General features: G+C 73.6%; 18 protein-coding genes and 1 tRNA gene. 13 read left to right on the top strand and 6 right to left on the bottom strand.

All coding sequences use genetic code 11. The features are described 5' to 3' along the window. Positions 1-18: 18 nt before the first annotated feature. Both SM577_RS12735 and SM577_RS12730 read left to right on the top strand, forming a co-directional pair. Positions 19-1,188 carry an NAD(P)/FAD-dependent oxidoreductase gene (locus SM577_RS12735; protein ID WP_474586949.1) on the top strand — a complete coding sequence of 390 codons (1,170 nt, stop codon included), beginning with the start codon at positions 19-21 and terminating at the stop codon, positions 1,186-1,188. Positions 1,189-1,460: 272 nt separating this feature from the next. Next, positions 1,461-1,892 (top strand): hypothetical protein, encoded by a 432-nt coding sequence (locus SM577_RS12730; RefSeq protein WP_474579594.1) that lies wholly within the window; start codon positions 1,461-1,463, stop codon positions 1,890-1,892. A 461-nt stretch (positions 1,893-2,353) separates the two neighbouring features. Here SM577_RS12730 and SM577_RS12725 read toward each other — a convergent pair. From SM577_RS12725 to SM577_RS12710, 4 genes are all read right to left on the bottom strand, one after another. Next, positions 2,354-2,425, bottom strand: a tRNA-Arg gene (locus SM577_RS12725). A gap of 268 nt (positions 2,426-2,693) precedes the next feature. Then, a complete protein-coding gene (locus tag SM577_RS12720) occupies positions 2,694-3,386 on the bottom strand; it encodes a winged helix-turn-helix domain-containing protein (RefSeq protein WP_088992174.1) in 693 nt (230 codons plus the stop codon). A gap of 208 nt (positions 3,387-3,594) precedes the next feature. Continuing rightward, entirely contained in the window at positions 3,595-4,260 is a 666-nt protein-coding gene (locus SM577_RS12715) for a DUF305 domain-containing protein (protein WP_302919240.1), read from the bottom strand. 7 nt (positions 4,261-4,267) lie between these two features. Next, positions 4,268-5,077 carry a DUF3105 domain-containing protein gene (locus tag SM577_RS12710; RefSeq protein ID WP_474586948.1) on the bottom strand — a complete coding sequence of 270 codons (810 nt, stop codon included), beginning with the start codon at positions 5,075-5,077 and terminating at the stop codon, positions 4,268-4,270. A 100-nt stretch (positions 5,078-5,177) separates the two neighbouring features. Between SM577_RS12710 and argS the strand changes: the two genes are divergently transcribed. The 6 genes from argS (at position 5,178) to SM577_RS12680 (ending at position 15,702) form a co-directional block, all read left to right on the top strand. After that, positions 5,178-6,842 carry an arginine--tRNA ligase gene (gene argS / locus SM577_RS12705; RefSeq protein WP_474579595.1) on the top strand — a complete coding sequence of 555 codons (1,665 nt, stop codon included), beginning with the start codon at positions 5,178-5,180 and terminating at the stop codon, positions 6,840-6,842. 57 nt (positions 6,843-6,899) lie between these two features. Further along, a complete protein-coding gene (lysA, locus tag SM577_RS12700; protein ID WP_302919237.1) occupies positions 6,900-8,285 on the top strand; it encodes a diaminopimelate decarboxylase in 1,386 nt (461 codons plus the stop codon). 8 nt (positions 8,286-8,293) lie between these two features. Further along, positions 8,294-9,613: a homoserine dehydrogenase gene (locus SM577_RS12695; protein ID WP_474579729.1), complete on the top strand. Its 1,320-nt coding sequence runs from the start codon at positions 8,294-8,296 to the stop codon at positions 9,611-9,613. Between the two features lie 140 nt (positions 9,614-9,753). Further along, complete coding sequence (gene thrC / locus SM577_RS12690; protein WP_302919236.1) at positions 9,754-10,803, top strand: threonine synthase; 1,050 nt, start codon at positions 9,754-9,756, stop codon at positions 10,801-10,803. 259 nt (positions 10,804-11,062) lie between these two features. After that, positions 11,063-14,356, top strand: a complete 3,294-nt coding sequence (locus SM577_RS12685) for an efflux RND transporter permease subunit (protein WP_474579597.1) — start codon at positions 11,063-11,065, stop codon at positions 14,354-14,356. A 101-nt stretch (positions 14,357-14,457) separates the two neighbouring features. Beyond that, positions 14,458-15,702 (top strand): MFS transporter, encoded by a 1,245-nt coding sequence (locus tag SM577_RS12680; protein WP_302919234.1) that lies wholly within the window; start codon positions 14,458-14,460, stop codon positions 15,700-15,702. 9 nt (positions 15,703-15,711) lie between these two features. Here SM577_RS12680 and SM577_RS12675 read toward each other — a convergent pair whose 3' ends face one another. Continuing rightward, the gene (locus SM577_RS12675; RefSeq protein WP_302919233.1) at positions 15,712-16,221 is read right to left on the bottom strand and encodes a hypothetical protein; all 510 of its coding nucleotides are present in this window, start codon (positions 16,219-16,221) and stop codon (positions 15,712-15,714) included. Between the two features lie 121 nt (positions 16,222-16,342). Between SM577_RS12675 and thrB the strand changes: the two genes are divergently transcribed. The 3 genes from thrB to SM577_RS12660 all read left to right on the top strand — a co-directional run bounded on the left by thrB (position 16,343) and on the right by SM577_RS12660 (position 23,266). Further along, positions 16,343-17,287, top strand: a complete 945-nt coding sequence (gene thrB, locus SM577_RS12670) for a homoserine kinase (protein ID WP_302919232.1) — start codon at positions 16,343-16,345, stop codon at positions 17,285-17,287. Between the two features lie 294 nt (positions 17,288-17,581). Then, entirely contained in the window at positions 17,582-19,621 is a 2,040-nt protein-coding gene (rho, locus tag SM577_RS12665) for a transcription termination factor Rho (RefSeq protein ID WP_474586947.1), read from the top strand. Positions 19,622-19,762: 141 nt separating this feature from the next. Then, the gene (locus SM577_RS12660) at positions 19,763-23,266 is read left to right on the top strand and encodes a phosphodiester glycosidase family protein (RefSeq protein ID WP_474586946.1); all 3,504 of its coding nucleotides are present in this window, start codon (positions 19,763-19,765) and stop codon (positions 23,264-23,266) included. Positions 23,267-23,312: 46 nt separating this feature from the next. Here SM577_RS12660 and SM577_RS12655 read toward each other — a convergent pair whose 3' ends face one another. Then, a complete protein-coding gene (locus SM577_RS12655) occupies positions 23,313-24,209 on the bottom strand; it encodes a phosphatase domain-containing protein (protein ID WP_302919229.1) in 897 nt (298 codons plus the stop codon). A 329-nt stretch (positions 24,210-24,538) separates the two neighbouring features. Between SM577_RS12655 and rpmE the strand changes: the two genes are divergently transcribed. Next, positions 24,539-24,763, top strand: coding sequence for a 50S ribosomal protein L31 (gene rpmE / locus SM577_RS12650; protein ID WP_012184056.1), 225 nt, complete (start codon positions 24,539-24,541; stop codon positions 24,761-24,763). A 91-nt stretch (positions 24,764-24,854) separates the two neighbouring features. After that, positions 24,855-25,943: a peptide chain release factor 1 gene (gene prfA / locus SM577_RS12645; protein WP_302919228.1), complete on the top strand. Its 1,089-nt coding sequence runs from the start codon at positions 24,855-24,857 to the stop codon at positions 25,941-25,943. Positions 25,944-25,946: the final 3 nt, after the last annotated feature.

Here is a 25,946-nt window from a genome sequence, read left to right as displayed (position 1 = left end):
ACACGGCAGACGCGAATCGTGGTTATCGGCGCCGGATACACCGGCATGCTGGCGGCGCTCGGCGTGGCCCGCCGGGCCCGGGGTCGGGTGACGGTGACCCTGGTCAACCCGTGGGAGCGGTTCACCGAACGGCTGCGGATGCACCAGCTCGCGACCGGGCAGGCGCTCGCGCGGCACCGCATCCCGGAGCTGGTGGCCGGCACCGGGATCACCTTCGTCCAGGGCTGGGCGACCGGCATCGACACCGCCGCGCGCACGGTCCGGGTGTCCGGCTCGGACGGTGAGGTCGCGCTGGACTACGACACCCTCGTCTACGCGATCGGCAGTGCCACCGACACCGCCCGCGTTCCGGGCGCCGAGCACGCCTTCACCCTGAACGGCCCGGCGGAGGCGCGGCGGATGGCCGCGCACCTCGCGGCCGCGGGCCGGAGCACCTTCCTGGTGTGCGGGGGTGGGCTGTCCGGAATCGAGGCGGCGGCCGAGATCGCCGAGTCCTACCCGGACGTCACGGTGACGCTGCTGACCCGGGGCGAGCCGGGCGCGATGATGGGCGACCGGGCCCGCGGCTATCTGCGGGCGTCGCTCGACCGGTTGGGCGTGATCGTCCGCGCCGGTGTCGAGATCGCCAGAGTGCTGCCGGAGGGCGTGGAACTGGCCGGGGGCGAGGTCGTGCCGGCCGACGGCACGCTGTGGACGACCGGGGTGCGGGTGGCGCCGCTGGCCACGAAGGCCGGGATCGCCACCGACGACACCGGCCGGGTCGTCACCGACGCCACCCTGCGCTCCGTGTCGCACCCGGAGATCTACGCCGTCGGCGATGCCGCCGCGGTCCGGCAGGCGTACGGCGTCCTCCACGGCACCTGCCAGAGCGGCCTGCCGACCGCCGCCCACGTCGCCGGGAACATCGCCCGCCAGGTGCGCGGCAAGGCGCTCCGGCCGTTCCGGTTCGGCTACCTGCACCAGCCGGTCAGCCTCGGGCGTCGGGACGCGGTGATCCAGTTCACCCACCCCGACGACACGCCGCGGCGGTGGCTGCTCACCGGTCGGGCGGCCGTGCTCTACAAGGAGACCGTCAGCAGCAGCCCGATCACGACGTACGGGCTGGCGAAACGGATCGGCATCCCGGCCCGGATGCTGAGCACCAGCGGCGGCCGGCGCAACCGACCGGTGACGGCCCGGGTCCGGTGACAGACGCCGGACGGAATGCGTCCGGCGGCGCCTTCGACGGAGGGTGGCGTCACTCGGCTCCGGCGCTGGGGCGTGGCGGGGGTGGGACGACCACCGCGTTGATCGTCAATCGTCGCGAGGGCGACCGGGATCACGCGGTGTCGCAGCTGGGCGTGAACGGGTGGCGGGGCACCCTGGGCGAGCCAGTGGCGTGTGTCGCTGCCGGAAACCCTTCGACCGGGGACGACGATCATGAAAGAGTCGCTCTCTCGCAAAAGGACAGAGGAGAGATCATGCGAACTCGCGCACGGGTGGGCATCGTCGCGGCGCTGGCCACCGCGCTGGTCGGAGGGACGTCCACCGCCGCCTACGCCGACTACCACACCTACGGTTGCCGGGCCGGGTACAACGACGCCGGCGGCCGGGACTGCTGGACCATGTTCTGGGACGAGGGTGTCGTTCTGGGTGAAGGCACCTTCTACGCCTACGGCGAAAGGCTGACCGCGTACGACACGACGGCGGACGGCCGGGGCATCTACGTGGGGGCCACCTGGTGGGAGGGCAGCACCCGGCACGAGAACGGCTTCAAGTTGACCACCGGCGCGGGCACCAACCGCAGTCTGGACCTGGGAAACATCCCCGAGGGAACGAGCGTGACCGTCACGGCGTGCCAGACCGACAACGGAAACCTGTACACCTGCCGCACCCAGACGGCAATCGCCTAGTCCCCCGACGGGCACTCGGTTCGGAGTCGGGCGTGGGCGCTCCGCGTACCCCCGCCCCGCCCGACGCCGAAGCCAGGTGACGCAGGAGCATCAGTCGCATCACGATCGCACGGCGGCCCTGCCGAGCCCTACAGCCACTGCTCGTCCTCACGCTCCAGGTCGGGGGTCGGCCCGCGGAGCGTCCACCCCGGCTCCAGAGCCCGGGTGCTCCGAAACCCGCGCTCCGCTGCGAACGCCTCCAGTCCGTGCCGGGGGCGTGGAGGATCGTGTAGCGCGGCGGGTCGAACCGTCGGTCGTCGAAGCCGCTGCCGAAATGTGCCTTCGGCGACAGGAAGACGGCGACCCCGCAGGCCAGGAAGAGCGTCACCACGACGATCAGCCACCGAGGGTCGGACGCGGCACGATGAAGGCCCCTGACCGGTTTCCCTGGTCAGAGGCCTTTTCGTGCTGATTGTCAAGGGTGCCCCCGGCAGGATTCGAACCTGCGCCCCCGCCTCCGGAGGGCGGTGCTCTATCCCCTGAGCTACGGGGGCTCAGCGACTGGAGAAGACTAGCAAACCTCCTCCGCGAACGGCGAATCGGTATCCGGGCCGCGCGTCGCGCCGGTCCGGACGGGGTCTCCAGCGGGCTCGCATTCGGTGCGGGTGCCCGCAGCCACGGGGGGAAACGCGTCCCCGTGGCGTCGGCCGCCCGACCAGCCCGGAGCACCCGACGTCGGCGAGATCGCGCCCGACCGTGACCGGCGGGCCGCGGACGCTCCCGTCCGCCTCGGCGGGAGGTGGACGGGAGCGTCCGCGGCGGTCAGGCGGCGACGGCGCGACCGCAGCTCGGCAGGGGGTGCAGCACGATCCGGCGCGGCAGCCGGCGGGGCCACTCGTTGCGGGGCCACGAGCCGTCCACGATGAGATGCACCGTCCGCTGCTCCTCGCCGCTGAGCCGGAGCACGAACTCGCGGGGCAGTGGCGGGTCGACCGACGGTGTCGTGATCATGAAGCGCACCCGGCCGCGGGACGAGACCGCGGAGATCACGTCGGCCGCCGGCATGGTGCCGCGCAGCCGGACCCGGCCGATCCAGTAGACCTCGGCGAGGTGCTCCTGGGCCGCCCGGGTGATCGCCGGGTACTCGCTGCGTACCCACCGCTCGACCGCGCCCACGCAGAGCCCGCAGGCCCGCTCCCGGGGCTCCCGCGGACCCAACCCCCAGGCCCGCAGGTACGCCCCGACCGCGCCGGCGTCCAGCGACAGGTCGAACCGGCGCTGGATGAGCGTCTGGAGGCTCTGCCGCGTCCACAGCTCCTCGTCCAGGCCGAACTCGTCGGGGTGGACGCCCCGCAGCAGGTCGATCAGTTCGAGTTCCTGTTCGCGGCTGAGCGTTCCCGGCTCGCCCGGCCGCTGTCCGCGACGGGCGGCTGCCACCGCCCCGTCACCGCCGATGGTGTGGCGCCGGCACCAGCTGGTGACCGACCGCCGCGCGTCTCTGAGTGCAACCCCCACGTCCTGCGCAACGAGCCCGAATCGCAACTGGTCACGATATGTGTGGAGAAAACTCCCTTAGCCACGCAATCGCCCACACGCCCTAAACAGGGGCTAAACGCCCATATCTACCCTGACCTGCCCAGTCGAAGAACGAGCAAGAGGTTCGCGTCGGCCGGCGGGCCGGTGACGACGCGAACCTCTTGCTCGGCAGGCAGGGCGGGGGTGGTCAGCCGTTGAGGCGTTTGAGGGCGTTCTGCAGGTTGGTGAGGTCGGTCTGCTGGGTGTTCTTCATGGTCTGGGCGGTGCGGACCACGTCCGGCTCGTCGGTGGTGTCCAGCACGGCGTCGATCATGTGGATGCCGCCCAGGTGATGCTTGATCATCATGTTCAGGAAGCGGACGTCCAGGTCACGCCCCTGGGCCGCGCGCAGCGCCGCCATCTCCTCCGGCGTCGCCATCCCCGGCATCAGCCCGTTCTTCACGGTCATCGCGCCGTCGGGCATCCACGACATCGGCGGCCGCGAGCCGGTCGGGTCGAGCCCCCAGGACCGCAGCCAGGACTGCATCGCGCCCATCTCGCCCTGCTGGCCGAGGGCGATGTCGCCGCCGATGCTGCGGACCTCCGGGTCGGTGGCCCGCTGGAAGGCGATCAGGCCCATCTCCACCGCCTGGGCGTGGTGGGTGGTCATGTCCCGGGCGAAGCCGGCCTCCACCGACGCGTCACCGGGGCGGGTCAGCCGGGGGGTCAGCAGGCCCCCGGCGTAACCGAGGAGCAGCCCGACCACGACGGCGAGAGCCAGCGCGGCCACGCCCCACCGGCGTCCGGTGTCCGGACGCTCCGGCGGGGTCGGGTCGCCGAGGCTCGCGGTCTCGGTCGTGGTCGGTGCGCTCATCGTCCCCTCAGCCCTGCGGCGTCGTCGCGCCGTCGCGCGGCGTGGTGCCGGTCGCGGTGATGCCCTGGTTGCACAGCGCCGTCGGCCCCTCGATCGAGGCGTTCACCCGCAGCGTCTTGATGAACTCGTCGATCCGGCCGTCGTCGGCGTTGTCGACCTTGAGTTGGTAGCCCCAGGCCTGCAGCGAGATCGGCTTGTCCAGGCCCTCGTACGGGCTGAGCATGGTCTTCTCCACGCCCTCGACCTTGCTGCGCAGCTTGGCCACCTGGTCGGCGGGCAGGTCCGGCCGGTAGGTGATCCACACAGTGCCGTGCTCAAGGCTGTGCACCGCGTGCTCGTTGGCGATCGGGGCGTCGTAGACGTCGCCCATGCAGTTCTGCCAGGAGGCGTTGTGCGGGCCGGCGACCGGCGGGCTGATCTCGTACTTGATCGGGCCGGCCTGGTGGTTGCTGCCCTTGACCAGTTCCTTGTCCAGTTCGCGGTAGTTCACGATGCCGGAGATGTCGGCCGCCCGGTCCTCCCACGGCTTCGAGCCCTGGAACGCCGCCCAGGCGCCGTAGCCGATGATCGACGCGGCGAGCACGCCCACGGCGACGAAGAGCGCGATCGGGCCCCAGGACCGACCCTGGCTGACCTTGACCGGGGTGACCGGCTTGCGGCCCTTGCCACCGGCGCCCGGACGGGGACCGGTCGACTTGCCGGACCCGGCCTTGCCGCCGGCCGGCTTGCCGGCAGCGGCCGGCCGGGCCGCCGGCTTCTTGCCGGTGCTGACCACGGTCGGACGGCGCTGCTCGCCGCCCGGGGTGCTGATGCTCATCGTGCCTCGTCAGGTCGGTCGGTCAGGGGAGCCGGCGGTGGAAGTTCACATGCTGGGTCGCCGCCGCGGGGACCGAGTCTACCCCCGATAACATGGTTCGGTGACTCCCGCAGAACTCGCCGAGGTCGTCCTCTCCGCAGCCCACGCCGTCTTCACCGAGCGGGGCCTGGATCGCTCCGCCCTGCCGGAGCGGACGGCGGTGGAGCGACCCCGCAACCCCGAGCACGGCGACTACGCCTCGACGCTGGCGTTGCAGCTCAGCAAGAAGGTGGGCGTCCCGCCGCGGGAGCTCGCCGCCGCCCTCGCCGAGCAGCTCGGCCGGGCCGCCGGGGTCAAGTCGGTGGAGATCGCCGGCCCGGGCTTCCTCAACATCCGGCTCGACGCCGCCGCCGCCGGCCAGCTCGCCCGCTCGATCGTCGAGGCCGGCCCGGAGTACGGCCGCAGCGACCGGCTCGCCGGGCAGAGCATCAACCTCGAGTTCGTCTCGGCCAACCCGACCGGCCCGGTGCACATCGGCGGGGTCCGCTGGGCCGCCGTGGGCGACGCGCTGGGTCGGCTGCTGCGCGCCACCGGCGCCCGGGTCGGCACCGAGTACTACTTCAACGACGCCGGCTCCCAGATCGACCGGTTCGCCCGTTCGCTGCTCGCCGCCGCCCGGGGCGAGCCGACCCCGGAGGACGGCTACGCCGGGGCGTACCTCGGGGAGATCGTCGCGGCCGTCCAGGCCCGCCGGCCGGACGTGCTCACGCTGGACGACGCGGCCGCCCAGGAAGTCTTCCGGGTCGAGGGCGTGGCGCTGATGTTCGACGAGATCCGCTCGTCGCTGCGCGACTTCGGGGTCGAGTTCGACACCTACTTCAACGAGAAGGACCTGCACGACCGGGGTGAACTCGACCTGGCGCTGAGCCGGCTGCGGGAGCAGGGGCACGTCTTCGAGACCGAGGGCGCCACCTGGCTGCGCACCACCGAGTTCGGCGACGACAAGGACCGGGTGCTGCGCAAGTCCAACGGCGAGTGGACCTACTTCGCCGCCGACTGCGCCTACTACCTGGACAAGCGCGAGCGCGGCTTCGACCGGGTGGTCATCATGCTCGGCGCCGACCACCACGGCTACATCGGCCGGATGAAGGCGATGGCCGCCTGCTTCGGCGACGACCCGGAGCGCAACCTGGAGATCCTCATCGGCCAGCTGGTCAACCTGGTCCGCGACGGCGCCCCGATGCGGATGAGCAAGCGGGCCGGCACGGTGGTCACCCTGGAGGACCTGGTCGACGCGATCGGGGTGGACGCCGCCCGCTACGCGCTGGCCCGCTACTCCAGCGACTCGCCGATCGACATCGACGTGGAGCTGTGGACCCGGGCCACCCGCGACAACCCGGTCTACTACGTGCAGTACGTGGCCGCCCGGACGGCCAGCGTCGGGCGCAACGCCGCCGAGGTCGGGCTCACCCGGGGTGACGCGGCCGCGTTCCGCCCGGAGCTGCTCGACCACGAGAAGGAGAACGAGCTGCTCAAGGCGCTCGCCGAGTTCCCCGCCGTGGTGTCGACGGCGGCCGAGCTGCGCGAGCCGCACCGGGTGGCCCGCTACCTGGAGGACCTCGCCGGGGCCTACCACCGGTTCTACGACAACTGCCGGATCCTGCCGCGCGGCGACGAGGAGGTCACCGACCTGCACCGGGCCCGGCTCTGGCTCAACGACGCGACCCGCACGGTGATCGCCAACGGGCTCTACCTGCTCGGCGTCTCCGCGCCCGAGAGGATGTGACATGCGAGCGCGAGGAGTGAGCTTGCGAGCCCGGCAGTCGCGAAGCGGAGACGAGTGATGCGGGCCCACGAGGCCGGTGCGCTGCACGGCGACATCGGCAACCGCGGTCCGGCCTGGCTGCGTACGCCGGCCGACGTCAACGACCTGGTGCCGCAGCTGTGGCCGCGCAACGTGGCGCGCGGCGCGGACGGCACGCTCGCCGTGGCGGGCCTGGACGTGCGCGCCCTGGCCGCCGAGTTCGGCACCCCGGTCTACGTGCTGGACGAGGACGACCTACGCTCGCGCTGCCGCGACTTCCGGGCCGCCTTCCCGGACGTCGACGTCTACTACGCCGGCAAGGCGTTCCTCTGCCGCGCGGTGGTGCGGATGATCGACGAGGAGGGCCTGCACCTCGACGTGTGCAGCGGCGGCGAGCTGGCCACCGCGCTGGCCGCCGGGATGCCGGCGGAGCGGATCGGCTTCCACGGCAACAACAAGTCGGTCGCCGAGCTGACCCGGGCGCTCGACGCCGGGGTGGGGCGGATCATCGTCGACTCGTTCACCGAGATCGACCGGCTCAGCGCGTTGGCCCGCGAGCGGGGCGTCCGGCCGAAGGTGCTGATCCGGGTCACCGTCGGCGTGGAGGCGCACACCCACGAGTTCATCGCCACCGCGCACGAGGACCAGAAGTTCGGGTTCTCGCTGGCCGGCGGGGCCGCCGCGGCGGCCGCCTTCAAGATCCTCGACGAGGACGTGCTGGAGCTGCGCGGCCTGCACTCGCACATCGGGTCGCAGATCTTCGACGCCAGCGGCTTCGAGGTCTCCGCCCGCCGGGTGCTCGCCCTGCAGGCCCAGATCCGTGACGCGCGCGGGGTGGAACTGCCCGAGCTCGACCTCGGTGGCGGCTTCGGCATCGCGTACACCACCCAGGACGACCCGGCCGCGCCGCACGACCTGGCCAAGCGGCTGCGCAAGATCGTCGACGGGGAGTGCGCGGCCGAGCGGCTGGCCGTGCCCCGGCTCTCCATCGAGCCGGGCCGGGCCATCGTCGGGCCGGCCGTGTTCACCCTCTACGAGGTCGGCACGGTCAAGGACGTGGACGGCATCCGGACGTACGTCAGCGTCGACGGCGGGATGAGCGACAACATCCGCACCGCGCTCTACGACGCGTCCTACTCGGCCACCCTGGCGTCCCGGGCGTCGGCCGCCGAGCCGATGCTCGCCCGCGTGGTGGGAAAGCATTGTGAGTCCGGGGACATTGTGGTGAAGGATGAATTCCTGCCCGCCGACGTGCAGCCCGGAGATCTTGTCGCGGTGCCCGGCACCGGTGCCTACTGCCGGAGCATGGCCAGCAACTACAACCACGTGCCCCGCCCCCCGGTGGTCGCGGTGCGCGGTGGCCAGGCGCGTGTGATCGTCCGGCGGGAGACCGAAGAGGACCTGCTCGCATTGGATGTTGGATGACGTCACCTGTGCGCTTGGCGCTGCTCGGCTGCGGCACGGTCGGTGGTGAGGTGGTCCGGCTGCTGCACGAGCAGTCGGCCGACCTCGCCGCCCGGATCGGCGCCCCGATCGAGATCGCCGGCATCGCCGTCCGTCGGCCCGGCCGCGACCGCGGCGACCTGCCGGTCGATCCGGCGCTGTTCACCACCGACGCGCTCGGCCTGGTCAAGCGCGACGACGTCGACGTGGTGGTCGAGGTGGTCGGCGGCATCGAGCCGGCCCGCGGCTGGCTGGTGGAGGCGCTGCGCGCCGGCAAGAGCGTGGTGACCGCGAACAAGGCGCTGCTCGCCGAGGACGGCGCGGCACTGCACGACGCGGCGGCCGAGGGCGGCGGCGATCTCTACTACGAGGCGTCCGTGGCCGGCGCCATCCCGCTGCTGCGCCCGCTGCGCGAGTCGCTGCACGGCGACCGGATCACCCGGGTCACCGGCATCGTCAACGGCACCACCAACTTCATCCTCTCGGCCATGGACGCCACCGGCGCCGGCTTCGCCGAGGCGCTGGAGGAGGCGACCGAGCTGGGGTACGCCGAGGCCGACCCGACCGCCGACGTGGAGGGCTTCGACGCCGCGGCCAAGGCGGCCATCCTGGCCTCGCTGGCCTTCCACACCCGGGTCGGCGCTGCCGACGTGCACCGGGAGGGCATCACCGAGGTGACCGCCGCCGACGTGGCCAGCGCGAAGGCGATGGGCTGCACGATCAAGCTGCTCTGCATCGCGGCCCGGGGCGCGGACGCCGCCGGCCGGGAGACGGTCAGCGTGCGGGTGCACCCGGCGATGATCCCGCGGACCCACCCGCTGGCCGGCGTCGGCGACGCGTTCAACGCGGTCTTCGTCGAGGCGGAGGCGGCCGGCCAGCTGATGTTCTACGGTCGGGGGGCCGGCGGCGCGCCGACCGCCAGCGCGGTGCTCGGCGACGTGGTGGCGGTCGCCCGCAACCGGCTCGCCGGGGTCCGCGCGGCCAGCGAGAGCGCGTACGCCGACCTGTCGGTGCGGCCGATGGGGGAGGCGCTGACCCGGTACCACATCAGCCTCGACGTGACCGACCGTCCCGGCGTGCTGGCCGCGGTGGCCGGGGTGTTCGCCCGGCACGACGTCTCGATCGCGACCGTCCGGCAGGGCTCGGCGGCGGCCGGCACCTCCGGCGCGGGCCGGGGCGACGACGCGGAGCTGGTCATCGTGACCCACGTGGCGCCGGACGCCGCGCTCGCCGCGACCGTGAGCGAGCTGCGCGGGCTGGACATCGTCCGCTCGGTGACCAGCGTGCTGCGGGTCGAGGGCGGGCTCTGACCGGTGCGGCCGGCGTGTGGGCTGGCGCTCCCGTCTCGCCAGGTGGTTAATGGCGGGTGTGCCGCGGCCGACCCGGCGAGGCTGGTCCAGGCTGGAGGCGCCCCCGGTTGGGCGGGGCGGTAGAGGCGAGGAGAGCGACAATGTGGCGGGGCCTGATCGACGCCTTCCGGGACCGGCTGCCGGTCACCGACGCCACTCCGGTCGTCACCCTGCACGAGGGGAACACCCCGCTGCTGCCCGCACCGGTGCTCTCCGCCCGGCTCGGCTGCGACGTCCACCTGAAGGTGGAGGGGGCCAACCCGACCGGCTCGTTCAAGGACCGGGGCATGACGCTCGCCGTCTCCAAGGCGGTCGAGGCCGGCAACAAGGCGATCATCTGCGCCTCCACCGGCAACACCAGCGCCTCGGCCGCGGCGTACGCGGCCCGGGCCGGGCTGACCTGCGCGGTGCTGGTGCCGCAGGGCAAGATCGCGCTGGGCAAGCTGGCCCAGGCGCTGGTGCACGGCGCGAAGCTGCTCCAGGTCAACGGCAACTTCGACGACTGCCTGTCGCTGGCCGCGAAGCTCGCCCAGGACTACCCGGTCGCCCTGGTCAACTCGGTCAACATCGACCGGCTGCACGGCCAGAAGACCGCGGCGTTCGAGATCGTCGAGGCGCTCGGCGACGCGCCGGACATCCACTGCCTGCCGGTCGGCAACGCCGGCAACATCTCGGCCTACTGGATGGGCTACGAGGAGGACCTGCGGGACGGCAACGCCACCCGGGCCCCGAAGATGTACGGCTTCCAGGCCGCCGGCGCGGCGCCGATCGTGACCGGTGAGGTGGTGCGGGAGCCGTCCACCATCGCCACCGCCATCCGGATCGGCAACCCGGCGAGCTGGACCAAGGCCCTGGACGCCCGGGACGCCTCCGGCGGCCTCATCGAGGCGGTCACCGACCGGGACATCCTGGCCGCGTACCGGCTGCTGGCCCGGGAGGTCGGCGTCTTCGTGGAACTCGGCAGCGCGGCGAGCGTGGCCGGCCTGCTCCAGCAGGCGGCGGCCGGTCGGGTGCCGGCCGGCTCCACGGTGGTCTGCACGGTCACCGGGCACGGCCTGAAGGACCCGGAGTGGGCGATCTCCACCGCCCCGGCCCCGGTCACCATCGCCAACGACCCGCTCGCCGCCGCCCGCTCCCTCGACCTCGCCTGACCCCCCGCGCCGCCCTGCGGGCGTCGCGCCGGACGGAGCGTGATCCACACGAGTTCTCCGAAATGGGGCCATCCGTCCGCGACCGACACACCCGTGTCCGGGACATGGGGTGGCTCACCGAGGCGGGGAACGGCGGCCTGAGCAGGGCGTTGGTGGGAGCGGTCCCGTGAGTGGGACGGTGGCGGGGGCGCGCGGGGCGGGAAAGATCGGGTCCGGCACACTCTCCGTATCCACTGACCCTCTTCCAGGAGCCGAGCCGATGTCGCTGCTCGCCAGATTCAGCCTCGCCAACCGAGGGCTGGTCGCCCTCATCGCGGTGGTGGCCACGGCGTTCGGAGCGTTCGCCGTACCGTCGCTCAAGCAGCAGCTGCTGCCGTCGCTGGAGTTCCCGGCGGCGTTCGTGGTGGCCGCCTACCCCGGCGCCGGCCCGGAGATCGTCGAGAACCAGGTCACCGAGCCCATCGAGAACAGCCTCCAGGGCATCCCGGGGCTGGAGGAGGTCACCTCGACCTCCCGCGAGGGCTTCGCGACCGTCCAGGTGCTCTACGAGTTCGGCACCGACCTGGACGACGTGGTCAACAAGATGCAGACCGCGCTGACCCGGATCGACACGCAGTTGCCGGAGAACGTCGACCCGCAGGTCATCGCGGGCAGCACGGACGACCTGCCGGCCGTGGTGCTGGCCGCGTCGGGCGGCGACGACCAGCGCGTGCTCGCCGAGCGGCTGCGCGGCACGGTGGTGTCGGAGCTGGAGGCGATCGACGGGGTCCGGTCGGTCGACGTCACCGGCACCCAGGACCAGGTCGTGGTGATCACCCCGAACCCGGCGAAGCTGGCGGCGGCGAAGCTCCAGCCCACCGCGATCGGCACGGCGCTGAAGACCAACGGCGTGACGATCCCGGTCGGCACGGTCACCGACGGCACCGAGGCGCTGCCGGTGCAGGTCGGCACCCCGCTTGGCACGCTGGACGACCTGCGCGGCATCGTGGTCGCCCCGGCGGCGGGCAAGGCCGCCCCGGTGCTGCTGGGTGACGTGGCCACCGTCACCGAGCAGACCGCTGCGGCCACCGCGATCACCCGGACCAACGGCAAGGACAGCCTGGGCATCGCGATCACCGCGAGCCCGGACGGCAACGCGGTGGAGATCTCCCACGAGATCCGGGACCGGCTCGCCGAGCTGCGCGAGGCCTCCGGCGCCGAGCTGACCATCGTCTTCGACCAGGCGCCGTTCGTCGAGAAGTCCATCGAGAGCCTGACCACCGAGGGCCTGCTCGGCCTGGTGATGGCGGTCGTGGTGATCCTGGTCTTCCTGCTGTCGGTACGGTCCACCCTGGTGACCGCGGTCTCCATCCCGCTGTCGGTGGTGGTCGCGCTGATCGCGCTCTGGATCGGCGACTACTCGCTCAACCTGCTCACCCTGGGCGCGCTGACCATCGCCGTCGGCCGGGTGGTGGACGACTCGATCGTGGTGCTGGAGAACATCAAACGGCACCTGGAGTACGGCGAGGAGAAGATCCACGCGATCCGGGCTGCGGTGCGCGAGGTGGCCGGCGCGGTGACCGCGTCCACCCTGACCACGGTCGCCGTCTTCGCCCCCATCGCCCTGGTCGGCGGGTTCGTCGGGCAGCTCTTCGCGCCGTTCGCGATCACCGTCACGGTGGCCCTGCTCGCCTCGCTGCTGGTCTCGCTGACCGTCATCCCGGTGCTCGCCTACTGGTTCCTGAAGCCCAAGGGCGGCACCCCGGACGACGAGGCGGTCCGCCGGGCGGCGGAGGAGAAGGAGCTGCGCAGCCCGTTGCAGCGGGCGTACCTGCCGGTGATCGGGTTCGCCACCCGCAAGCGGGCCACCCGCTGGATCACCCTGGGGCTCGGTGTGCTGGTGCTGTTCGGCACCTTCGGCCTGTCCCGGCAGCTGGAGACCAACTTCCTGGACGACTCCGGTCAGGACACCCTGAGCATCCGCCAGGAGCTGCCGGTCGGCACCGGACTGGCCGCCACCGACGCGGCGGCCCGCCAGGTGGAGGCGGTGCTGGAGCGGACCGAGGGCGTCGAGACGTACCAGCTGACCGCCGGCGCCGGCGACACCCCGTGGGCGGGCGGCGGCGGCAACAACGTCGCCACCTGGTCCCTCTCGCTCGGCGACGACACCGACGCCAAGGAGATGCGGGACGTCCTGCGCAAGGAGTTCGACGCCCTCGGCGCCGGGGCGGGCGAGTTCAGCTTCGGCGGCGGGCAGGGCGCGGCCGCCAACCAGGTCGAGGTGGTCGTCCAGGCCAGCGACCCGGCGACGCTGGACCGGGCCGCCAAGGAGGCCGAGGCGGCGCTGGCCGGGATCGTCGGCGTGGAGGACGTCGCCAGCAGCCTGGCCGCCGAGGTGGAGCGGGTGGAGGTGACTGTCGACCGGGCCGCCGCCGGCCGGTTCGGCCTCACCGAGGCGGCCGTCGGCCAACTGGTGTCGCAGGCCTTCCGCGGCGCGCCGCTGGGCCAGGTGACGCTCGACGGCGGGCAGCGGGACGTGGTGCTGCGGCTGTCGGACGTGCCGCCGACCACCGTGGAGCAGTTGCGCGCGCTGCCGGTCGGCCCGGTGAAGCTGGACGACATCGCCGACATCCAGACCACCGCGGGCCCGCAGCAGGTGACCCGGATCGACGGCGCGCGCAGCGTCTCGGTGACCGGCACCGCCACCGGCTCCAACCTGGGCGCGACCAGCCAGGAGTTGCAGCGCAAGCTCGACGGCATCGACGTGCCGGGCGCGACGTTCCGCATCGGCGGTGTCAGCGCCGACCAGGAGGAGGCCTTCGCCGACCTCGGGCTGGCGGTGCTGGCGGCGATCGCGATCGTCTTCCTGATCATGGTGGCGACGTTCCGGAGCATCACCCAGGCGCTGATCCTGCTGATCTCCATCCCGTTCGCCGCCACCGGGGCGATCGCGCTGCTGCTGGGCACCGGCACCCCGCTCGGCGTGCCGGCGCTGATCGGCGTGCTCATGCTGGTCGGCATCGTGGTGACCAACGCGATCGTGCTGCTGGACCTGGTCAACCAGTACCGGGCCCAGGGCCTCGGGGTGGCCGAGGCGGTGGTCGAGGGCGGCCGGCGGCGGCTGCGGCCGATCCTGATGACCGCGGTGGCCACCATCTTCGCGCTGCTGCCGATGGCGTTCGGGCTCACCGGGGAGGGCGGCTTCATCTCCAAGCCGCTGGCCATCGTGGTGATCGGCGGTCTGCTCAGCTCCACGCTGCTGACCCTGATCCTGGTGCCGACGCTCTACGCCATGGTGGAGCACACCAAGGAGTCGATCCGGCAGCGGCGCCGGCGCCGCCGCGGCGGGTCCGCCCCGGCCGCCCCGGCCGAGTCGACCGAGCCGGGCGACGGCGGGCAGCCCGCGGTGGAGCGGGAGCCGGCCCCGGTACCGGCCGGCCGGGCCGCTGACCGGGAGCGCGCCGAGCCGGCGCCCCGCCCGGCGCCGTCGGCCGCACTGGTGGACGGCACCGACCAGTTCGAGGTGCTGCGGCTGCCGAAGAGCCGTACCTCGCCGCTGCCGCCGACCGAGTGAGCCGGTAGCACCACGGACGCCCTCGACGGGTCACCTGTCGGGGGCGTCCGCTGTCCGCGCTCCGACGGTTCGGCGGTGGCCCGGCGGGTAGGGTCCGGTCCGTGGCGTCCACCCTCTCGGTCCTCACCGGCAACCGGAACTTCCGCAACCTCTTCCTGGCCGAGCTGGTGGTCTTCGGCGCCGACTGGTTCGTCATGGTGCCGCTGCTGGTGCTCCTGCCGACGTTGACCGGCAGCGGGGTGTGGGGCGCGCTGGTGCTCGCGGTGGACACCGGGATCGTGGCGCTGCTGCTGCCGTACACCGGCACCGTGGCCGACCGGTTCGACCGGCGGAAGATCATGATCGCGTCGAACGTCGCGGCGCTGCTCGGCGTGCTGCTGCTGCTCGGCGTCCGCAGCGCCGGCACCGCCTGGCTGGCCATGCTGGGCATCGGCGTGGTGGCGGTGGCGAAGGCGTTCTACTCCCCGGCGGCCCAGGCCGCCCTGCCCAACGTCCTCGAACCGGAGGAGCTGGCCGCCGGCAATGCCGTGGCCGGGTCGGCCTGGGGCACCATGACCGTCGTCGGCGCCTCGCTCGGCGGCGTGCTCAGCGGGGAGGTCGGCCCGTACGCCTGCTTCTGGGTGGCAGCGGTCGGCCTGGTGCTCGCGGCCGGCCTGGCCGGGTTCATCCGCCGGCCGTTGCAGGCGCCGCGGGAGAGCGGTCGGCCGACGCCGCAGACCTGGGCCGCGGTCGGCGAGGCGCTGCACTACATCGGGCACCGGCCGCGGGTGCTGGCCCTGGTGACCGTGAAGTCGGCGGTGGGTCTCGGCAACGGCGTGCTGACCGTCTTCCCGCTGCTGGCCGGGCTGTACGGGGCCGGACCGGCGGGGACCGGCCTGCTCTTCGCGGTCCGCGGGGCCGGCGCGCTGGTCGGGCCGATCCTGATGCGCCGGGTGCTGACCAACCGGTCCTGGCTGCTGCCGGGCCTGGCCCTGTCGATGTCGCTGTACGGGCTGTCCTACCTCGGCATCTCGCTGGTCGACTGGTTCCCGCTGGTGCTGGTCCTGGTCTTCGTCGCCCACTTCGCGGGCGGCAGCAACTGGGTGATGTCGAACTTCGCCCTGCAGGGCGAGGTGCCGGACCGGTTGCGGGGACGGGTCTTCGCCACCGACATGATGCTGGCGACGCTGGCCATCTCGGTCAGCCAACTGGTGGTGGCCGCCGTGGTCGACACGGTGGACGAGCGGGTGGTGCTGGCCGGCTGCGGCCTGGTCACGCTGGTGTACGCGGTGGGCTGGCGGATCGCCACCCGGCGGCTCTCGCTCTCCGACCCGGTCGCCGAGCCGGACCCGACCGCCGTCCGGTGACCGCCGGACTCAGGCGCGCGCGGCGGGGCCGGGCCCGTCCGGTCGGGAGTGCCCGCCCCACTGCGCCGGCTCCCGCCGCCCGCCGGTGCCGCCGTCCCCGTCGGCCACCCCCGGCGCCTCGGGCGCCTCGGGCGCGGGCGGGTCGCCAGCCGGCGGCCAGCCGTGCCACGGCCCGGCCGGCGCCCCCTCGGTCGCCCGCCGCCCGGCGAGCGCCGCGGCCACCAGCAGGGCCAGCCCGATCGGGTACGCCAACGCCTGGAGCAGGCCGGACGCCATGGTCATCAGTTGGACCTGGGAGAAGTCCCGGCTCCCGTCGATCACGCGCGGCAACAGCATCGCCCAGGTGAGGCCGAGCAGTGCGACCCCCAGCAGTACGCCGAGCCCGGAGAGGAGCAGCAGCCGGGCCGGCCGGGGCAGCCGGCGCCGGGCGTTCCCGGCCAGGACCAGCCCGACCAGCAGCACGAGCAGCGCGGGCACGTCGTTCACGGCTGCCGCCACCAGGTAGCTGAGATCCCGCATGCCGCCTCCCGCCGCCGTAGGTCGGGTCAGGCTAGCGGACCCGGTACGACCGCGGGCGCCCGTCGGTCCCAGGGTGCGGACGACGATCCGTCCTGTCGGTACCGGGCCATAGCATGAGCCCGTGCCGACGACATTCGCCCCCGGGCCGGTCCGGGTCCGGGTTCCCGCCACCAGCGCCAACCTCGGGCCGGGCTTCGACGCGCTCGGGCTGGCCCTGACGCTCTACGACGACGTGGCGGCCGAAGTCACCTCGGGCGGCGTGGCGGTGACCGTGACCGGGCAGGGCGCCGGCGAGTTGCCGGCCGACGACCGGCACCTGGTGGTGCGGGCCATGCGGGTCGCCTTCGACGCGCTCGGCGCGCAGCCGCCCGGCCTGGCGGTCGAGTGCGTCAACCGCATCCCGCAGGCCCGCGGGCTCGGCTCCTCCTCGGCGGCGATCGTGGCCGGGGTGCTGCTGGCCCGGGCGCTGGTGGTCGACGGCGAGCGGCGGCTCGACGACGCCGGCGCGCTGCGGCTGGCCGCCGAGATCGAGGGCCACCCCGACAACGTGGCCCCCTGCCTGCTCGGCGGGTTCACCCTGGCCTGGACGGAGCCGTCCGGCGCCCGGGCGGTCGCGCTGCCGGTCGCCGAGGGCGTCCGCCCCACCGCCTTCATACCCGGGGAGCGGGGCCTGACCGCCACCGCGCGGGCGGCGCTGCCGGCGACCGTGCCGCACGGCGACGCGGCGTTCAACGCCGGCCGGGCGGCCCTGCTGGTGCACGCGCTGACCACGGATCCCGCGCTGCTGCTGCCGGCCACCGCCGACCGGCTGCACCAGGAATACCGCGCGCCCGGCATGCCCGGCACCGCCACCCTGGTCGATGCGCTGCGTGCGGCCGGTGTGGCGGCTGTGGTCAGTGGGGCGGGGCCGACGGTGCTGGCGCTGACCGAGCCGCCGGAGAGCTTCCGGGCGGGAACAGGTTGGCAGGTTCTGCGGTTGCAGTCAGACGTGGGCGGCGCACAGGTCGCTCGGGGTAGACTTGGACACGCGGAGCGGGACCCTGTTGCCGCAGGTCGGAAGAGTTGATTACGCTCTAGACCTAGCACAGCCGCGAAGCATGCGATCTCCTGCGGGTCGGCGCACCCCCGAAGCTCTCGGCGGTAAGCCCGTCACCCCTGCCTAGGCCCACGCCGCACCGCAGTTTCCACAGGTCGCCGCAGACGGCGAGACCTGCTCACCGACGCTGGTGAGTCGGGAGACCGACCGGCTGCTGTGTCACAGACTCCCGCGACGCGTCCATGCGAGGCGGGTGCACCGAGGCCGCCCGGCCACCTGCTGTTCGACTCCGGGCAGTCCCGGCCTATCGAGGGAAGGAATCCATTGAGCGACACCACCGACGTGACGTCGGATGTTTCCAACGTCGCTGGCGATGCCACCACCGCCGCTCCCGCCCGTCGTCGGCGCAGCGGCACCGGTCTGTCGGCGATGCTGCTGCCGGAGCTGCAGAGCCTGGCCGCGTCGCTCGGCATCTCCGGTACGGCTCGCATGCGCAAGGGCGAGCTGATCAGCGCGATCTCCGAGCGGCAGGGCGGCGCCGCCGCCGGGACCCCTCGACCGCGGGCCGAGGTCGCGGCCGCGGCCGCTCCCGCCCGTGACGAGGTCCACGCCGAGGTACGGGAGACCGGCGAGCGGCCGGAGGCCGAGCGGCGCACCGCGGAGACCCCCGCGGCGCCGGCGGCCGCCGAGTCCGAGGGTCGGAGCCGGTCCCGGCGCAGCCGGGCCGCCGCCGAGACGCGGGCCGAGACGCGGGCCGAGGAGGCCCCCGCCGAGACCGGTGAGCGGGCCGAGCGCGGCGAGGTCCGCGGCGGTCGCGACCGGGCCGAGCGCGGCGAGCGGACCGCCGACCGTGCCGAGCGCGGCGAGCGGACCGCCGACCGTGCCGAGCGCGGTGAGCGGGCCGAGCGTGGCGAGCGGGCCGAGCGCAACGACCGGGGCGAGCGGGCCGAGCGGGGCGAGCGGGCCGAGCGCGGCGACCGCAACGAGCGCGGTGAGCGCGGCGAGCGGGGCGACCGCAACGAGCGGGGCGAGCGCGCCGACCGGGGCGAGCGCAACGACCGGGGCGACCGTGGCCAGCGTGCCGAGCGTGCCGAGCGGGACAACGACTCCGACGACGAGGGCGAGGGCGGCGGCCGGCGTGGCCGGCGCAGCCGGTTCCGCGACCGTCGGCGGGGCCGTGGCGAGCGGGCCGAGGGCGGCGAGGGCGGGCGCGAGCCGCAGGTCAGCGAGGACGACGTGCTCGTCCCGGTGGCCGGCATCATCGACGTGCTCGACAACTACGCCTTCGTGCGGACCACCGGCTACCTGGCCGGCCCGAACGACGTCTACGTCTCGATGTCCCAGATCAAGAAGTACGGCCTGCGGCGCGGTGACGCGATCACCGGTGCGGTTCGCGCGGCCCGGGACGGCGAGCAGCGGCGGGACAAGTACAACCCGCTGGTCCGGCTGGACACCATCAACGGGATGGAGCCCGAGGAGGCCAAGCGCCGGCCAGAGTTCTACAAGCTGACCCCGCTGTACCCGCAGGAGCGGCTGCGGCTGGAGACCGAGCCGCACATCCTCACCACCCGGGTGATCGACCTGGTCATGCCGATCGGCAAGGGCCAGCGGGCGCTCATCGTCTCGCCGCCGAAGGCGGGTAAGACGATGGTGCTGCAGGCGATCGCGAACGCGATCACCCACAACAACCCGGAGTGCCACCTGATGGTGGTGCTGGTCGACGAGCGGCCCGAAGAGGTCACCGACATGCAGCGGTCGGTGAAGGGTGAGGTCATCGCGGCGACGTTCGACCGTCCGCCGCAGGACCACACCACGGTGGCGGAGCTGGCGATCGAGCGGGCGAAGCGCCTGGTCGAGCTGGGCCACGACGTGGTCGTGCTGCTCGACTCGGTGACCCGGCTCGGTCGGTCGTACAACCTGGCGGCGCCGGCCAGCGGCCGGATCATGTCGGGTGGTATCGACTCCACCGCGCTCTACCCGCCGAAGCGCTTCCTCGGCGCGGCCCGCAACATCGAGAACGGCGGCTCGCTGACCATCCTCGCCACCGCGCTGGTGGAGACCGGGTCCATGGCTGACACGGTCATCTTCGAGGAGTTCAAGGGCACCGGTAACGCGGAGCTGAAGCTGGACCGGAAGATCGCCGACAAGCGGACCTTCCCGGCCATCGACATCCACCCGTCCGGCACCCGCAAGGAGGAGATCCTCCTCGCGCCGGAGGAACTGGCCATCGTCCACAAGCTCCGCAAGGTGCTGCACTCGCTGGACTCGCAGGCGGCCCTGGACCTGCTGCTCGACAAGCTCAAGCAGACCCGGACCAACATCGAGTTCCTGATGCAGATCGCCAAGTCGACGCCGGGGGAGTGACCCTCCCCGGGTGACTGACGACAAGGGGCACGGCCACCGGGCCGTGCCCCTTCGTCGTACGGTCGCCGAGACACGAAGTTTTCCTTCGCTTCAAGCGGTAGGTATTGAAACTTCTATTCACTGTCCGGTTGACTGTCGTCCATGCGTACCCGCAGACGATCCGCCCGGCTCGCCGGCGTCCTGCTGCTGACGCCGTTGCTCACCATGGCCGGCCCGGTGCCGGCGACCGCCGGGACACCGGCCCCGGCTCCCGACCGCTTCGCCACCGCCGCCGAGGACGCGCCGCGCGCCTCCTCCCATCCCGCGGACTCCGTGACGCTGGCCGGCGACCCGGCCGCGAGCACGGCGACCGCCGGGGCGCCGACCGGTGTGGAGCCGGCCGGCGGCCTGGAGACCACGAAGACCACCCGCCCGGTCGCCCCCGGGCTGGAGCTCACCTCGTTCGACCGGTACGACGCGGACGGCTGGCTGCGCGCCGACGCGCTCACCGCCGACCTGACCGGCGGCGTCACCGTCGACTACGTCAACTCCGGCGTGGTCAGCCGCGCCGAGCCGCTGCGCGGGGCGGTGGACGCGTCCCGCGCCGTCGCCGCGGTCAACGGCGACTTCTTCGACATCAACAACTCCGGCGCCGCCCAGGGCGTCGGCATCCAGAGCGGCAAGCTGGTGCAGTCCGCGGTCAGCGGGCACCGCAACGCCGTCGGGATCACCACCGAGGGGCTCGGCCGGGTGATCGAGGTGAACTTCGACGGCACCGCCACGCTGCCCACCGGGCCGGTGCCGCTGACCCAGTTCAACAACATGGTCCAGGCCAACGGCATCGGCGTGTTCACCGCGCTCTGGGGTTCGTACACCCGGGAGCGGACGGTCGCCGGGGCGGCCCGGGTCACCGAGGTCGTCGTGGTGGACGGCCGGGTGGCGAGCGTCGGCACGACGGCCGGCAGCGGGTCGATCCCGGCCGGCACCACCATCCTGCTCGGCCGGGAGGCCGGCGCCGACGCGCTCGCCGGGCTGCGCCCCGGTGACCCGGTGGACGTCGCCTACCGGCCCAAGCCGGCCGACGGCAGCACCCTGCACGCGGCCGTCGGCGGCGGCAACGTGCTGGTCCGCGACGGCGTGGTGCAGAGCATCGCCGACGCGTCGCTGGCGCCGCGGACCGCTGTCGGGTTCTCCGCCGACGGCCGCCGCATGATCATGCTCACCGTGGACGGCCGGCAGGTCGACAGCCGCGGCGTCACGCAGACCGAGATGGGCCGGATGATGGCCGAACTCGGCGCGCACCACGCGCTGAACCTCGACGGCGGCGGCTCCTCCACGCTGCTCGCCCGGGAACCCGGCGCGGCCGCCGTGCAGGTCGAGAACAGTCCGTCGGACGGCACCGAACGGGCCGTGCCCAACGGCCTCGCGCTCTACGCGCCGCGGGGCAGCGGCCGGCTCACCGGCTACTGGCTGGAGACCGCCAGCGACCCGACCACCGCGCCGGGCGTCTCGCCGGTGCGCGGCGGCCGGCCCGACCGGGTCTTCCCGGGCCTCACCCGGCGGCTCACCGCCGCCGGCCACGACGAGACGTACGGCCCGGCGGCCGGCACGCCGCGGTGGCGGGCCAACCCGGCGGTGCACGGCGTGGTCGACGGCGAGGGCCGCTTCCGGGCCGGGCTGCCCGGCCGTACCACCGTCACCGCCTGGCGCGGCGCGGCCAGCGGCACCCTCGACCTGACAGTGCTCGGGCCGCTGGCCCGGATCGACTCCACGGTGGACCGGGTCGGGCTGACCGCCGCCGGCGGCACCGCGCTGTTCGGCGTGGTCGGCTACGACGCCGAGGGCAACACCGCCCCGATCGAGCCCGCCGACCTGCGGCTGGACTACGACCGGGAGCTGCTGACCATCACCCCGACCGGGGACGGCAACCTCTCCGTGACCGCCCGGCGGGACACCGGCTCCGGCCTGGTAACCGTCCACGTCGGCCGGAGCAGCACCGTCGTGCCGGTCACCGTCGGGCTCACCGACGTGCCGGTGGCCCCCTTCGACGACGCGGCGTCCTGGCGGTTCAGCCAGGCCCGGGCCAGCGGCGCGGTCGCCCCGGCGCCCGGCCACACCGGCACCGGCCTGCGGATGACGTACGACTTCAGCCAGTCCACCGGCACCCGGGCCGCGTACGCGGACCCGCCGGCCTGGATCCCGGTGGCCGGCCAGCCGCAGGCGTTCGGCATGTGGATCCACGGCAACGGCACCGGCGAGTGGCCCAGCCTGCACCTGCACGACGCGCAGGACACCCAGCACGTGCTGCGCGGCCCCTACATCACCTGGACCGGCTGGCGCTACGTCGAGTTCACCGTCCCGGCCGGGGTGCAGTACCCGGTGCGGATCCGCCGCTTCTACGTCGCGGAGACCAACGCCGCCGCGCAGTACAGGAGCGAGGTCATCATCGACGACCTGGTGGCCCGGGTGCCCCCGACGGTCGACGTGCCGGCCGAGGCGCCGCGCACCGACCGGGTGGTGCTGCGCGACGGCGGCGTCGACGGCGCGCCGTGGCGGTTCGCGGTGCTGTCCGACGCGCAGTTCGTCGCGGCGAACCCGGACAGCGACCTGGTCGCCCAGGCCCGCCGTACGCTGCGCGAGGTCAAGGCGGCCCGGCCGGACTTCCTGGTGATCAACGGTGACTTCGTGGACACCGCGTACCCGGCGGACTTCGCGCTGGCCAAGCGGGTGCTGGACGAGGAACTCGGCGGGGAGCTGCCGTACTACTACGTGCCGGGCAACCACGAGATCATGGGCGCCCCGATCAGCAACTTCCGGGCCGTCTTCGGCGACACCGAGCGGGTCTTCGACCACAAGGGCACCCGGTTCGTCACGCTGAACTCGTCCACCGGCTCGCTGCGGGGCGGCGGCTTCGACCAGGTCCGGATGCTGCGCGAGGCGCTGGACTCGGCGGCCGGCGACCCGGCCGTCGGCTCGGTGGTGGTGCTGCACCACCACCCGCCGCGCGACCCGAGCCCGGCCAAGGCGAGCCAGCTCGGCGACCGGAAGGAGGCGGCGCTGCTGGAGCAGTGGCTGGCCGACTTCCAGCACCGCACCGGCAAGGGGGCGCTCTTCGTCGGCGGGCACGTCGGCACCTTCCACGCCGACCGGGTCGACGGCGTGCCGTACGTGATCAACGGCAACTCGGGCAAGAACCCGTCCACCCCGGCCGACCAGGGCGGCTTCACCGGCTGGACGGAGTTCGGGGTGGACCCGGTGAGCCCGGCCGAGGCCGACCGGGCCCGCCGCGACCCGCTGGCCGAGGGGCCGCGCTGGGTGAGTGCCGAGACGCACGCGCACGTCGACCAGCTCGCGCTGGCGGCGCCGGCGACCGTCGCGGTCGGCGCACCGGCGACCGTCACCGCCACGGTGACCCAGCCCGGTGGGCGTACGGTGCCGGTGGCCGCGCCGGTGAGCGCGGACTGGTCCGCCTCGCCGAACCTGCACATCGGCCCGGTCACCGGGCTGCGGCCGTGGCACGTGGCCCGCTTCGACCCGGCCACCGGGCGGCTCACCGCGCTGCGCCCGGGCGCCCAGATCACCCTCGCCGTCGAGGTCAACGGCGAACGGGCCCAGGCGAGCATCGTCCTGACCGCGGCGACGGCGGCGGAGGCGCCCGCCGCCTGACCGCCCGCCGGTGGGCTCCCCGCGGACCGTGGGGAGCCCACCGGGGTCAGAAGTCGCCCTCGGCCACCTGGAAGACGGTCAGGCCGAGCTCGCGCCACATCCGCACCACCTGCTGGCGGTCGTCGAAGACGCCCACCACCCGGTACCGGTCCCGGATCTCGCGCTCGTAGATCTCCCGCTTGACGATCGAGTCCTTCCGCGAGTCGCCGATCGCTCGCAGGTGCAGGGCCAGGTACGGCACCCGCACGTGCCGGGCCAGCCACGCCTCGGTGTCGGCCCGGGCGGAGGCGTCCCGGCCGGAACAGAAGACCACCCCGTGGCCGGCGGCGTGCATCGCCCGCACCGCCGCGATCACCGCCGGGTTCGGCGCGTCCTCGCCCACCCGGGTCATGTCGTACGGGCTGCGCGAGACGTTCAGCGCCACGGTGCCGTCGATGTCGACCAGCACGATCTCGGGCGGCTCGGCGGACGGCGGGTGCACCCGGGCGGGGCGGCCGGTGCGGGCCTGCGGCACCGGCAGCGGCAGGGTGCGCCCCTCCAGGTAGCGCTCGTGCAGCCGGCGGATCGCCGCCTCGCCGACCCGGTCGGCCTCCGGCCGCTCGGCGTCGCGGCGCAGGCACTCGGCCAGCGGCACGTCGGTGAAGTCGTGCACCTCGAACCCGGCGCCGTACCGGGCGGCCAGGTCGGCCCAGTCCCGCAGGGTCCGGGAGCGCAGGTTGGTGTCGTCCACGCAGACGTCCGCCCCGGCCCGCAGCAGCGTCTCCACCTGGGCCCGCTGCACCAGCGTCACCTGCCACTCCGCCCGCTGGGTGAAGAGCCGCTCACCGTGCAGCATCCGGCGCAGGTCGTCCCGGTTGACCCGGACCACCCCGGGCTGCAGGGTGCGGGCGAAGGTGGTCTTGCCCGAGGCGGGCAGTCCCCGGGTCGCGATCAGGCGAGCCATCACTCACTCCGTTCGCTCGGACGGGCGGGCCGCAAGCGCCGGTCGGCGGGGTGCCCGGCCGGTGGGCCGCGCGCCGGTCGTACCCCGTTCGGGGCACGGCCGCGCCGCGCGGTCTTCAGGGTGAATGCCCCGCCAGGCGGCGGGAATGCGACGGGGCGGGCCGGTGTTGTCGATGCCGGACCCACTGTGCGGCCCGGTTTCCGGGCCGGCGTACGCCCATGGCACACTGGTCAATCGGCCACCGGTTCCGGTTCACGCCCGAGTCCGTCGCGCGTAGCGGCGGGTGGCGACGGCGACCCGGCGACCACCGACGAGAGGACCGAGGCGACATGAAGCCCAACATCCACCCGGAGTACGTGACCACCGAGGTCACCTGCTCCTGCGGCAACACCTTCACGACCCGCAGCACCGCCAAGGGCGGCTCGATCCACGTCGAGACCTGCAGCGCCTGCCACCCGTTCTACACCGGCAAGCAGCGCGTGCTCGACACCGCCGGTCGGGTCGCGAAGTTCCAGCAGAAGTACGCCAAGGTTCAGGCCAAGAAGGGCAAGTAACTTCTCGTTCGGCGCCCGCGTCCGGTTTCGTGCCGGACGCGGGCGCCGTCCGTATGTCCCCGGTCCGTCGCGTCGAAGGAGCAACCGCAGCATGAGCAGTGAGCGCCTGGCCGCCCTCCTCGACGAGTACGCCGAGCTGGAGAAGCGGCTGGCCGACCCGGCCATCCACGCCGACCAGGGCACCGCCCGGCGGGTCGGCCGGCGCTACGCCGAGCTGGTGCCGCTGCACAAGGCCGCCGGCGAACTGGAGCAGGCCCGGGCCGACCTGGCCGCCGCCCGCGAACTGGCCGCCGAGGACCCCGCCTTCGCGGCCGAGGCCGAGGCCATCGCGGCGTCCCTGCCGGCGCTCGAGGAGCGCCTGGCCGAGCTGCTGATCCCGCGCGACCCGCACGACGCCAAGGACGTGATCGTCGAGATCAAGGCCGGCGAGGGTGGCGAGGAGTCCGCGCTCTTCGCCGCCGACCTGCTGCGGATGTACACCCGCTACGCCGAGCGGCGCGGCTGGCTGACCGAGGTGATCGACGCCCAGGACTCCGACCTGGGCGGGGTGAAGGACGTCTCGCTGGCGATCAAGACCAAGGGCGTGCCCGAGGGGGGCAACGGCGTCTGGTCGCGGCTGAAGTGGGAGGGCGGCGTGCACCGGGTGCAGCGCGTCCCGGTCACCGAGTCGCAGGGCCGGATCCACACCAGCGCGGCCGGCGTGCTGGTGCTGCCGGAGGCCGAGGACGTCGACGTCACCATCGACCCGAACGAGCTGCGGATCGACGTGTTCCGCTCGTCCGGCCCCGGCGGGCAGTCGGTGAACACCACCGACTCGGCGGTGCGGATCACCCACCTGCCGACCGGCATCGTGGTCTCCTGCCAGAACGAGAAGTCCCAGTTGCAGAACCGCGAGCAGGCCCTGCGGATCCTGCGCGCCCGGCTGCTGGCGGCGGCCCAGGAGCAGGCCGACGCGGCCGCCTCGGACGCCCGCAAGGCGCAGGTGCGCACGGTGGACCGCTCGGAGCGGATCCGCACCTACAACTTCCCGCAGAACCGGATCACCGACCACCGGATCGGCTACACCGCGTACAACCTGGACCTGGCTCTCGCCGGTGACCTGGACGGCGTGCTGGACGCCCTGACCGAGGCCGACCGGGCCGCCCGGCTGGCCGGCGACACCGAACTCGCCCGCCGCTGACCC

The sequence above is a fragment of the Micromonospora desertarenae genome (genome assembly GCF_056150265.1).
Note: the sequence above shows the minus strand (reverse complement) of the source record. Positions and strands in the feature narration are given on the sequence as shown.